Below are 10946 nucleotides of genomic sequence, written 5' to 3' on the forward strand. Positions count from 1 at the left end.
ATTCCCCCCAAGGGGGGGGTAGGGGGGGGTTCCCTCTTGATTCCCCCCAAAGGGAGTTCCTTCTTGCTTCCCCCCTTGGGGGGGGTAGGGGGGGGTTCCCTCTTGCTTCCCCCCAACGGGAGTTCCCTCTTGATTCCCCCCAAGGGGGGGGTAGGGGGGGGTTCCTTCTTGATTCCCCCCAAAGGGAGTTCCTTCTTGATTCCCCCCTTGGGGGGGGTAGGGGGGGGTTCCCTCTTGATTCCCCCCAAAGGGAGTTCCTTCTTGCTTCCCCCCTTGGGGGGGGTAGGGGGGAGTTCCCTCTTGCTTCCCCTCAACGGGAGTTCCTGCTGATGCTAATTTTTGCCAGCTAGTTTGGGTCAAAACCATAGTTGCGATCGCCCCAAGGCCAATCGTCACATCCTGTACTGGAATATTCCAGCCAAATCTGTGGTGGATTTGGGCCAAAATTCCTGTCTGCACAAAGGCCACATCAACAACAGAGGGCAATACAATGACCCCAAATATGCTCAGCATTGCTGTACTCAGCCAAGGTATCCATTCGCGCATTCGATCTAGAGGGTCGGGTCGATCGAGCATCGAATACTTGACTAAACTGTAAAATATGGCGGCTAAAGCACCACTGGCGAATGGTGTCGCCAGCCAAGTTAGGGAAATAGTCCCGATAGTTACCCAGTCAACAGCACCAATGCCCGCAGCTACCCAGCTAAAACCGGCGATCGCACCTACAACCGCATGAGATGAAGAAACTGGTAAACCCAGACGGGTAGCGATTTGCAGCCATAAACCACAAGCTGCTAGCACTGACACCATCCCGATTAAAAATACTTGGGGCTCCCTGGCAAATACTTCTGGATTTACTACTCCCGTTGCCAGAGTTTCGGAAACTCCTTTGCCGAAAAGCACCGCACCTGTGAATTCCAGTATGCCAGCCACAATTATTGCCTGCTTGAGCGTTAGCGCTTTTGAGCCTACCGATGTTCCCATGGAGTTAGCGACATCGTTAGCACCCAAATTGGCCGCGACGTACAAAGCTAGTGCTGCGATCGCCAACAGGGGCAGAATTTCGCCCACAGAAATATTTAACATAAAGTTTTTTTGACATAAAACTGGCAGTTCGATATATGATAAGGGATTGTGAGTTTTGGAAAATCTTATGAAAGGCGCAGAAATAATCCGCTCCCTGGAGATGGAAGAAATAGATAGAGTCAAGGTAGAACTCAGCAAAGTGCTCCCCGAAATTTACGTCGGCGACACAGTGCGAGTCGGAGTGAAAATTAAAGAGGGCAATAAAGAACGGGTTCAGCCCTACGAAGGCACTGTGATTGCCATGCGTAACGGCGGAATTAATGAAACTATTACTGTGCGCCGTGTATTTCAGGGTGTGGGTGTAGAACGGGTGTTTTTGATTCACTCGCCCCGGATTGCCACGATCCAAGTGATGCGACGCGGGAAAGTCCGCAGAGCCAAGCTGTACTACCTGCGCGATCGGGTGGGCAAAGCTACCCGCGTCAAACAGCGCTTCGATCGCTCTCTTTAGGAATGCACTCAGGCTATTCCCCATTCAGAAATTGGAAATTGCTAAATTTTAAAAAAAAGTTTCCAATTTACGAGCGCACTGTGTTAGAATAAAATTCTAGAGGTTAAGCAAATATTCGCAACCTCACCTGTGCGCTCTTAGTTCAGTTGGTAGAACGCAGGTCTCCAAAACCTGATGTCGGGGGTTCAAGTCCTCCAGGGCGCGCTGAATCACCAAAACTTAAATTCTGCCCGAAAGCGCCCGGATTATTAGCTGGTAACAGCGGAAATCTCAAGCTTTTGGGTAGAATTAATTTTTGTGGGCGGTTCGCAAAAATCAGGACTTGCAGCAATGCAAATAGGGTAGGGCAGACCCGAATTAACGCTTGGGGAGAATCCCACGTCTAATCTAGATGACGGCAGGAATCTAGGTTAAGTGGTTTCGTTGAACCAAGAATCCCCGCGCCTGATTGTCGGGGAATGTCAAGCTCAGATAGATTTGGCTTGTCAAGTGGTTGCTTTAGATTTGAGATGGAAATTGGGCTAAGTGGTTAGTGTCAAAAAATCTGAGACCCGATCGCCACTGACACAATCTAAAATCTAAAATCTAAAATCTGAAATCGCAAGGGGGATTCAATTGTGGCAAAAAAAGACGAAGCTCAAGAAACTCAAGAAATAACAGCGCCTGGGTTTGACCCTGCGGGTTTTTTTAAGGAAACGAGAGAAGAACTCGATAAGGTGGTTTGGCCGAGTCGCCAGCAGCTAATCAGCGAGTCTTTGGCAGTGCTTTTGATGGTAATCCTCTCAGCAAGCCTGATCTACTTGGTGGATAACTTCTTTAACTGGGGCGCAGCAAAGGTGTTTGGACCATGACTTTTGCATCAGAAGAATCTGAGTATTCCACAGAAACCACCGCAGAAAAAGGCTCGCCAGAGGTTCCGGCGATCGTGGCTCGCTGGTATGCTGTTCAGGTTGCTTCCGGCTGTGAAAAGCGGGTGAAGGCAAACTTACAGCAGCGGATTCAAACTTTGGATGTTGCCGATCGCATTGTTCAAGTGGAAATTCCGCAAACTCCGGCGATCAAAGTCGGTAAAGACGGTTCCAGACGGCAGTCAGACGAAAAAATCTTTCCCGGCTATGTACTCATCCGTATGTTTATGGACGAGGATACGTGGCAGGTGATCAAAAATACCCCGAACGTAATTAACTTTGTCGGGGCAGAGCAAAAACGCCGCTACGGGCGCGGCAGGGGTCACGTCAAACCGCTACCTCTGAGTCACTCAGAAGTAGAACGGATCTTCAGAAATGCTCAGGAATCAGAACCAGTTGTCAAAGTATCGATGGCAACAGGAGACCACGTTGTGGTACTTTCCGGGCCATTTAAGGATTTTGAAGGTGATGTGATTGAAGTTAGCCCGGAACGGAACAAGCTCAAAGTTTTACTCTCGATTTTTGGGCGCGATACGCCTGTAGAATTAGAGTTCAATCAGGTTCAGAAACAGAACTAACTAATGGCAAAGAAAGTTGTTGCAGTAATTAAGTTGGCGATTACGGCGGGAAAAGCCAACCCAGCTCCTCCCATCGGCCCGGCCTTGGGTCAGCATGGCGTCAATATCATGATGTTTTGCAAGGAGTACAATGCTAGAACCGCAGACCAAGCGGGTTTAGTGGTTCCAGTAGAAATTTCGGTTTTTGAAGACCGCAGTTTTACGTTTATTCTCAAAACCCCGCCGGCGTCGGTTTTGATTCAAAAAGCGGCTGGGATTGCAAAAGGTTCGGGAGAACCTAATCGCAAGCAAGTAGGCAAGATTACCCAAGCTCAACTGCGAGAAATTGCGGAAACAAAAATGCCTGACCTTAATGCTAATGATGTTGAGGCGGCCATGAAAATTGTGGCTGGAACGGCTAAGAATATGGGCGTGGCGATCGCGGATTGAAGTCAGGTGACAGTTGACAGTTGGCAGTTGACAGTTGATAGTTGCAGTTCCCTGAGCGTAGTCGAAGGGTCAGTTGATAGTTGACAGTTGATAGTTGATAGTCGGCAGTAATTCCTGATTGTGAAGGTAAAATCTTCAATTCTTTAATCCAAAATCTAAAATCCAAAATCGTTCGATTCAGGGGGAGAAGCAAAGCTTCGCTAGGAATCGAACAAATTTTAGATATCGGATTGGCTGACAAGTTCAATCTAAAATCTAAAATCTACAATCTACAATCGACATACCCCAAAAAATCAAAATGGTCAAGAAAGTATCGCGAAGACTGCAAGAACTGCAAAAGAAAGTTGAAGAAAGAGCCTATCTACCACTAGAAGCTCTGGAACTTTTGAAAGAAACAGCTACAGCCAAGTTTGCTGAGTCGGCTGAAGCTCACATCCGTCTAGGAATTGACCCAAAATATACTGACCAGCAGTTGCGGACAACTGTGTCGTTACCCAAAGGAACTGGTCAAGTAGTCAGAGTTGCGGTGATTGCTAAGGGCGAAAAAGTTAAAGAAGCCCTGAATGCTGGTGCAGATATTGCTGGTTCTGAAGAGTTGATCGAGGAAATTCAGAAAGGCATGATGGATTTTGATTGCCTCATTGCGACTCCAGACGTGATGCCCTTGGTGGCAAAATTGGGTCGATTGCTTGGCCCTCGCGGTTTGATGCCTTCTCCCAAAGGTGGGACGGTGACTGCTGACGTTGCTCAGGCGATCAACGAGTTCAAAGGTGGTAAGATGGAATTCCGTGCCGATAAAACCGGCATCGTTCATGTTATGTTTGGCAAGGCTGCTTTTTCAGCAGAAGATTTGCTGGTTAACCTTCATGCTTTGCAAGAAACTGTTGACCGCAACCGTCCTTCTGGTGCAAAAGGTCGCTACTGGCGGAGTTTGTATGTATCCGCAACAATGGGCCCGTCGATCGAAGTCGATATCAGCGTCCTGCGTGATACTAAACTTGATGCTGGCTAGAAAGAATACTAATTTCTGTGCTCTCTCGTCAAAGCCTAATCCAAAATCAATAAGCTGAAGACCGCAGGTGCAGATCGCGCTTAATTTCCTGCCGAGGCTGAAGAACTAAAAACTCAGGATAGAAAGATTTAAAAGTGACTATTTTTAATTCTTTATTCTTAATTTTTAATTCTCTGCCCCGGCTCCCAGGTCGGGGTTTTTGATTGTCAGTTTTCGATCATCCTTAAAGGAGGTGAAATAAGTATGGGCAAAAGTTTAGCAGTAAAAAATGAGATTATTGCAGACCTCAAGCAAACCTTGAGCGAATCTCAACTGGTAATCGCGATCGACTACAAAGGTTTAACTGTGGCTGAAATCACAGATTTGCGTCGGCGTTTGCGTCCGAAAGGCAGCAGTTGCCAAGTGGCAAAAAACACGCTGATGCGAATTGCGGTTGAAGGCGACAAAACCTGGCAGCCGATGCAGGAATTGCTGACTGGTACGTCAGCGTTTCTGTTCGTGCAAGAAGATATCGGCGGCGCGATTAAAGCTTACCAAGAATTCCAAAAAGTCTCGAAAAAGACTGAACTTCGCGGCGGCGTGATGGAAGGACGGGTACTGAAAGAAGCTGATGTTAAGGCATTAGCCGATTTGCCGTCGAAAGAACAACTCATGGCTCAAATTGCTGGTGCTATCAACGGTGTGGCTACCAAGCTGGCTGTGGGTATCAATCAAGTTCCTACTTCGATCGCTCGCGGTCTCAAAGCTTATGCTGAAAAAGACGGCGATTCAGCAGAAGTAGCAGCAGAAGCACAACCTGAAGCAGAAGCTGAAAGCGTATCTGCTTAAATAGTTTTGGTTTTGAATTTTGAGTTTTGAATTAATAAATCTTGAACTTAAAATTCACAACTGACAACTGACAACTAACAACTGACAATTAATCAAATCGAATTAGGAGTTCAACAAATGTCTACTGCAACTGATGAAATCTTGGAAAAACTTAAGTCTTTGACTTTGCTCGAAGCATCTGAGTTGGTGAAGCAAATCGAAGAAGCTTTCGGCGTGAGCGCTGCTGCTCCTGTCGGCGGCATGATGATGATGCCTGGTATGGGTGGTGGAGCTGCTGCTGAAGAAGTAGAAGAGCAAACCGAATTTACTGTCATGTTGGAAGAAGTTCCTGCTGACAAGAAAATTGCCATCCTCAAGGAAGTCCGCGCGATTACCGGTTTGGGCTTGAAAGAAGCGAAAGACTTGGTAGAAGCCGCACCGAAAGCAGTTAAGGAAGCTATTGCTAAGGAAGCTGCTGAAGAAATGAAGAAACAGCTTGAAGCTGTGGGCGCAAAGGTATCTGTCAAATAGTAATAGAGTATAGCTGACGGGTTTAAACCTGTCGCTATCAGACCAAATCCTGCCTTGTTACCCCCTCTATGATTCGGCGGTTGAAACCGCTACTACAAAAACGAAGTCCGCCTCCGCGGACTAAGAAATAAAGGGGGTTTTTAACCCGGATTTGGTATCAGACCTCAGTCTTTACATCAAGACTGAGGATTTTTTGTGAATGACAGGACTGATATTTAAAATAGTCACCGAGTCGCATTTTTTCCGTTTATATTGTTGAGCGTTGTATAGGAATGATTTAACCACAGAGAACACAGAGGACACAGAGGGAGAGAAGAGAGGATTTGATATTATTGAGCATGGACAAGTTCACCCATAACATAGGTTGCTACAATTGTTCGGTCGTCGCCTAAGACGATCGTACTGAATAGCTGCTCCCCTAATTCTTCTATGGTGATTGGTGTCATCTGCTCATTGTTTTGCTCGTTTCTAAACGCCATAACTGGAGTTGCTCGTGGATTGAGAATCACAAAGTCTGCTTCTTTACCTACATCAAAGTTGCCGATTTTATCTTCCAGCTTTAGCGCTCTTGCTCCACCGAGTGTGGCTAGGAACATGGCTTGAAACGGTGAAAGCTTTTGCTGCTGAAGTTGAGCTACTTTGTAAGCTTCACTGGCAGTTTGCAACAATGAAAAACTGGTTCCAGCTCCGACATCGGTGGCTAAACCAAGCTTAATTGGTGCGTGCTTGGCGGTTGCTTGCTCGATATTAAACAATCCGCTGCCCAAGAACAAATTAGAAGTTGGACAGAATGCAATCGCGGCTTTTGCCTGAGCCAGTCGATCGAATTCAGCATCGGTTAATTGAACGCAATGGGCAAAGATGGAGCGCTCTCCCACCAAGCCAAATCGATCGTAAACATCCAGATAGCCCTGACTGTCTGGAAACAGTTGTTGCACCCATTCCACTTCCTTCATGTTCTCAGAGAGGTGCGTATGCAAATAGGTGTCTGGAAATTCGCTTAAAAGCTGGCGGGCGTAGGTTAGTTGTTGGGGGGTTGAAGTTGGTGCAAATCGGGGCGTGACAGCATAGAGCAAGCGATTTTTGCCGTGCCATTTTTCGATGAGCGCTCTGCTCTGGTAGTAAGACGACTCGGCTGTATCACAGAGAAAATCGGGAGCATGGCGATCCATCATCACTTTACCTACGATCGTGCGAAGATTTCTGCGATCGCATTCCTCAAACAATGAATCTACTGATTCTGGAAATACAGCTCCTAGTACAACGGCAGTTGTCGTACCATTGCGTAATAATTGGTCGATAAAAATTGGCGCCACGCGATCGCAATAAGCTTTATCTTTGAATTTATGCTCGGTGGGAAAAATATATTTCTCTAGCCATTCTAAGAGTTGTTCTCCATAGGCCCCAATAATTCCAGTTTGAGGAAAATGAATATGTAGATCGATGAATCCAGGCAAGAGGAGACGATCGGGATAAGACTCAATGGGAATCCCAACATACTGCTCTTTTAGTAACTCATAATCACCAAGCTCTTTGACCTTCCCCTGTTCTAAAACCAGTAATCCGTCTGGAATATAGCGAACACTCTCCGATTCAGACACATAAAAAGGATCGTCAACAAAATCTAAAATTGCACTGCGAAACGCTTTCAAAGTCATTGATGAAACCTCACTGCCATAAAGATGAATCGAGCAATGAATATACCAGCAATGATCCAAGTACCTCTAGGAACTTGATGAGCTTTCCGGGTGCCAGTCCAAAGGGATAGTTGGCAAAAACTGCCATGCAAAAGGTAGAGATTGCTGAGGCAATGGCAGTGGCTACGACTAATTGAGAAAATAAATCACCGGATTTTTCCAGAAATATGGCGTTTGAGAGAATGATCGGATTCACAACCAGGATATATCCCATGGTCATGAAGGTGGTGACACCAGCCAAAATTTCTGTTCGGAAATTAGTGCGGTAGAAGTTAAACTTAAAGTAATTGGCAAGTTTTGCTTGCCAACCTCTATATACGTATGGCGGCCGCACTTCTACTTCGGTTTTGCTCATGTAATGCTCCTCAAAAATAGTTTGAACATCGAGTAGTGTGAATAAATGATGGACTTAATCTATGAAATCTAGAGGATATACTTTGGGTTTTCTGTATTGAATTAAACCGTTGAAAAAAGCAATTACAGGTTTTGTTGTCATTAATAGATTAAAATTCTGCGTTCATTTGGCGCACGACTGTTAAAGCAGAATAGGAGACGCCGGCGGTTCCTTCTCCGGGATGGGTGGAGTCGCCGACTAACCAGAGGTTTTGAATCGGTGTACGATTGGCAAAGCCGAAGGGTCCGAAGGTGGGTATTCGCTGGCCGATGCCTCCTACCATGCCTCTATCTCTGGCTGTATAACGCGCAAAGGTGCGGGGTGTAGCTGATTCTTGATGGACGATCGCCTCTGGTGTTAAATTGAAATATTCGCTCAAACGGGCGATCGCCCCGGTAGTATATTTTTGCTTCAAAGCTTCATAATCTGCACAATTCCACCACATTCTAGTATCGGTAAAGGAGGAAGCAATCAGCGTGGCCATTCCCGTTGGTGCTCTACCATCTCCCGGATGGCTGACAGAAACAAACAAGGAATTATTCTCTCCTATTTCGCCTTCGTAGTCATAAAGAAACTGAAGGTGAGGCGGACAGTTTGGCGGAATTGCGCTTGCTTTCACTCCTAAATAGATGACAAAAGCGCCGGATGCTGGTGGCAATTTATCGACTCGATATTTGTAGCCATTCATTTGAGGTGGCAAGCTATCATCAGAAGATTGGGTAAGTTTTGTATCCGATAATTCGGCGATTTCTGGTGAGATGTTTGAATTGGTTTCTAACAATTTTACCAGATTTTGGGCGGTGACGTTGGCGACAATATCATCGGCGGTTTCTGTCCATATTTCGCCAGTTTTTTGATTGCGAATAGTTGTACCCGTAGCTTTGCCGTTGGCTGTGATAATACTTTCAACTGTGTGACGGAGTAGGACTTTGCCACCGTCTCGTTCGATCGCTTCTACGAGTCGATCGCTCAATACCTGCATACTCCCTTGTAGATGATACAATCCTTGTGGTGCTTGGGAGACTCCTAAAGCTGTGGCTGCGTAGAGTAGGGCTGTTTCTTCGGTATCTACTTGAGAATACAATTTTAATTGCAAATCGAGAAAAGTTTTCAGACGCAAATTGTCGCCCAATCCGCAAAGGCGCAAAGCATCTCCCACTGTCATGAAAGTGAAAGGTAAGGTAATCAAAGTATCGGGGCGAACAGCTTTAGTTAATTGCCAGAAATCCCAGAAGTTTCTGGGTGGTAAAACAGGATCGCGTCCTTGAAATTTCCAGCTAGCTTGGAATAATGTAGATAATAATTGCCAAAATGGTTCGCTACCGGGAAACTGTTTTTGTCTTTCTTGTTGCCATTTTTGGGGTTCTCGCCAGACGCTAATGGGTGTGCTTTCTCCTGGTAAAAATACGGCACAGGCTGGATCGCAGGGTGTGGCGGCTGGGAGTTCGATGTTTAATTCGGAGAATATGCGGTGGTGAATTCCTCCGGGTTCCAATCCTGCGACTTGGGTGGCGCCGACATCGAAGGTAAAGCCTTTGCGTTTGAAGGTGGAAGCGCATCCGCCAGGGACGATCGCCTGGTCTAAGACTAGCACTTTGTATCCTCGGCGAGCTAGTAGGGCTGCTGCTGTGAGCCCGCCGATTCCGGCTCCGATGACGGTGACGCGGGATTTGCCAACAGGGGTGCGATCGCTGACCATAATTGATTTATTGTAATATTTCTTAATATTATGCTCATATTTGGCAAAAAAACGTAAAACGCGATCGATGTCTAAACCCCGATTTGTTAAACAAAGAGGTCCGGGTTCAGACAACGCGATCGCGCAGTAATTTTTTTTGCTAAATCAAAATTATGGACGGCGCCACTTGTTGAGATAAGCTTCTCCAATGCCAGCTACAGGTTGCTGTTGGGCTAGCTGTTCTCGTAAACCTTTGATGGTTCTTATCTGTTCTTGAGACTGCTGCTGCAAAGCATCATAATTTCGCTGTTTGGCCAAACTTTGACTCAATTGATTTTCCAAAGCTTGCAACTTGGTTAGTTGAAGTTGGAAGTGCTGGATGGAGGTTTCTCGTTCCGATAACTGAGCAAGTAAACTTTCGTAACTTGACTTTGGTACAGTTTCGGCTAATTGCTGTTCCAGATTTTGCTTGGCTTCTGCTAATTGAGAATGCAAGGAGTTGAGGGAGTTTTCTCGTTCTGACAATTGCTGATGCAACTGTTGTTCGAGATTTTGGGTTTCGGCTAGTTGAGAATGCAATTGGGCGATCGAGTTTTCCCGTTCTGTCAACTGTTGTTGCCAAGATTCCTGTTGCTGCAATTGCTGTTCCAAATTTTGCTTGGCTTCGGCTAATTGAGAATGCAAGGAGTTGAGGGAGTTTTCTCGTTCTGACAATTGCTGATGCAACTGTTGTTCGATATTTTGCTTTTCTGCTAGTTGAGAATGCAATTGAGCGATCGAGTTTTCTCGTTCTGTCAACTGTTGTTGCAAAAATTCCTGTTGCTGCAATTGCTGTTCCAAATTTTGCTTGGCTTCGGCTAATTGAGAATGCAAGGAGTTGAGGGAGTTTTCTCGTTCTGACAATTGCTGATGCAACTGTTGTTCGAGATTTTGGGTTTCGGCTAGTTGAGCATCCAATTGGGCGATCGAGTTTTCCCGTTCTGTCAACTGTTGTTGCCAAGATTCCTGTTGCTGCAATTGCTGTTCCAAATTTTGCTTGGCTTCGGCTAATTGAGAATGCAAGGAGTTGAGGGAGTTTTCTCGTTCTGACAATTGCTGATGCAACTGTTGTTCGAGATTTTGCTTTTCTGCTAGTTGAGAATGCAATTGGGCGATCGAGTTTTCTCGTTCTGTCAACTGTTGTTGTAAAGATTCCTGTTGCTGCAATTGCTGTTCCAAATTTTGCTTGGCTTCGGCTAATTGAGAATGCAAGGAGTTGAGGGAGTTTTCTCGTTCTGACAATTGCTGATGCAACTGTTGTTCGATATTTTGCTTTTCTGCTAGTTGAGAATGCAATTGAGCGATCGAGTTTTCTCGTTCTGTCAACTGTTGTTGC

Annotated in this window: 12 protein-coding genes, 1 tRNA gene and 1 other annotated feature; of the genes, 8 read left to right on the plus strand and 5 right to left on the minus strand. The window is 45.9% G+C overall.

All coding sequences use genetic code 11. The features are described from left to right. A partial coding sequence (locus tag ACBR23_RS24755; RefSeq protein ID WP_371125697.1) for an inorganic phosphate transporter occupies nucleotides 1-1086 on the minus strand: 1086 nt, incomplete at its 3' end. A gap of 67 nt (nucleotides 1087-1153) precedes the next feature. On the opposite strand from ACBR23_RS24755, the gene rplS reads away from it, so the two are divergent. The 8 genes from rplS (at nucleotide 1154) to rplL (ending at nucleotide 5802) form a co-directional block, all read left to right on the plus strand. Then, on the plus strand, nucleotides 1154-1537 hold the full coding sequence (gene rplS, locus ACBR23_RS24760; protein WP_340526073.1) for a 50S ribosomal protein L19: 384 nt from the start codon (nucleotides 1154-1156) through the stop codon (nucleotides 1535-1537). A gap of 131 nt (nucleotides 1538-1668) precedes the next feature. Then, nucleotides 1669-1741: transfer RNA gene (locus ACBR23_RS24765), tRNA-Trp, on the plus strand. Nucleotides 1742-2154: 413 nt separating this feature from the next. Further along, nucleotides 2155-2388, plus strand: coding sequence for a preprotein translocase subunit SecE (secE, locus tag ACBR23_RS24770; protein ID WP_341732533.1), 234 nt, complete (start codon nucleotides 2155-2157; stop codon nucleotides 2386-2388). After that, nucleotides 2385-3023 (plus strand): transcription termination/antitermination protein NusG, encoded by a 639-nt coding sequence (gene nusG, locus ACBR23_RS24775; RefSeq protein ID WP_341740182.1) that lies wholly within the window; start codon nucleotides 2385-2387, stop codon nucleotides 3021-3023. Before secE ends, nusG begins: the two co-directional genes overlap by 4 nt. Before the next feature lie 3 nt (nucleotides 3024-3026). Then, nucleotides 3027-3452: a 50S ribosomal protein L11 gene (rplK, locus tag ACBR23_RS24780; protein ID WP_194061482.1), complete on the plus strand. Its 426-nt coding sequence runs from the start codon at nucleotides 3027-3029 to the stop codon at nucleotides 3450-3452. Nucleotides 3453-3750: 298 nt separating this feature from the next. Beyond that, entirely contained in the window at nucleotides 3751-4464 is a 714-nt protein-coding gene (rplA, locus tag ACBR23_RS24785) for a 50S ribosomal protein L1 (RefSeq protein WP_341740183.1), read from the plus strand. 36 nt (nucleotides 4465-4500) lie between these two features. After that, nucleotides 4501-4675 (plus strand) — a sequence feature (ribosomal protein L10 leader region). Between the two features lie 32 nt (nucleotides 4676-4707). Next, the gene (gene rplJ, locus ACBR23_RS24790; RefSeq protein WP_371119788.1) at nucleotides 4708-5292 is read left to right on the plus strand and encodes a 50S ribosomal protein L10; all 585 of its coding nucleotides are present in this window, start codon (nucleotides 4708-4710) and stop codon (nucleotides 5290-5292) included. A gap of 117 nt (nucleotides 5293-5409) precedes the next feature. Beyond that, nucleotides 5410-5802 (plus strand): 50S ribosomal protein L7/L12, encoded by a 393-nt coding sequence (rplL, locus tag ACBR23_RS24795; RefSeq protein WP_340525229.1) that lies wholly within the window; start codon nucleotides 5410-5412, stop codon nucleotides 5800-5802. Between the two features lie 329 nt (nucleotides 5803-6131). Here rplL and guaD read toward each other — a convergent pair whose 3' ends face one another. The 4 genes from guaD to ACBR23_RS24815 form a co-directional block, all read right to left on the minus strand. Continuing rightward, nucleotides 6132-7460 (minus strand): guanine deaminase, encoded by a 1329-nt coding sequence (guaD, locus tag ACBR23_RS24800; protein ID WP_371116606.1) that lies wholly within the window; start codon nucleotides 7458-7460, stop codon nucleotides 6132-6134. A gap of 10 nt (nucleotides 7461-7470) precedes the next feature. Next, nucleotides 7471-7854: a solute carrier family 23 protein gene (locus ACBR23_RS24805; protein ID WP_371116605.1), complete on the minus strand. Its 384-nt coding sequence runs from the start codon at nucleotides 7852-7854 to the stop codon at nucleotides 7471-7473. Nucleotides 7855-8002: 148 nt separating this feature from the next. Beyond that, nucleotides 8003-9592, minus strand: coding sequence for a C-3',4' desaturase CrtD (gene crtD / locus ACBR23_RS24810; protein ID WP_371119797.1), 1590 nt, complete (start codon nucleotides 9590-9592; stop codon nucleotides 8003-8005). 150 nt (nucleotides 9593-9742) lie between these two features. After that, a partial coding sequence (locus ACBR23_RS24815) for a CopG family transcriptional regulator (protein ID WP_371125698.1) occupies nucleotides 9743-10946 on the minus strand: 1204 nt, incomplete at its 5' end.

Origin of the sequence: Microcoleus sp., assembly GCF_041354475.1 — a bacterium.
GTDB lineage: Bacteria > Cyanobacteriota > Cyanobacteriia > Cyanobacteriales > Microcoleaceae > Microcoleus.

Coding starts and splice junctions, on each gene's coding strand:
- rplS (WP_340526073.1), top strand. CDS start 1,154: ATGAAAGGCGCAGAAATAATCCGCTCCCTGGAGATGGAAGAAATAGAT.
- guaD (WP_371116606.1), bottom strand. CDS start 7,460: ATGACTTTGAAAGCGTTTCGCAGTGCAATTTTAGATTTTGTTGACGAT.
- nusG (WP_341740182.1), top strand. CDS start 2,385: ATGACTTTTGCATCAGAAGAATCTGAGTATTCCACAGAAACCACCGCA.
- rplA (WP_341740183.1), top strand. CDS start 3,751: ATGGTCAAGAAAGTATCGCGAAGACTGCAAGAACTGCAAAAGAAAGTT.
- rplJ (WP_371119788.1), top strand. CDS start 4,708: ATGGGCAAAAGTTTAGCAGTAAAAAATGAGATTATTGCAGACCTCAAG.
- ACBR23_RS24805 (WP_371116605.1), bottom strand. CDS start 7,854: ATGAGCAAAACCGAAGTAGAAGTGCGGCCGCCATACGTATATAGAGGT.
- crtD (WP_371119797.1), bottom strand. CDS start 9,592: ATGGTCAGCGATCGCACCCCTGTTGGCAAATCCCGCGTCACCGTCATC.
- rplK (WP_194061482.1), top strand. CDS start 3,027: ATGGCAAAGAAAGTTGTTGCAGTAATTAAGTTGGCGATTACGGCGGGA.
- rplL (WP_340525229.1), top strand. CDS start 5,410: ATGTCTACTGCAACTGATGAAATCTTGGAAAAACTTAAGTCTTTGACT.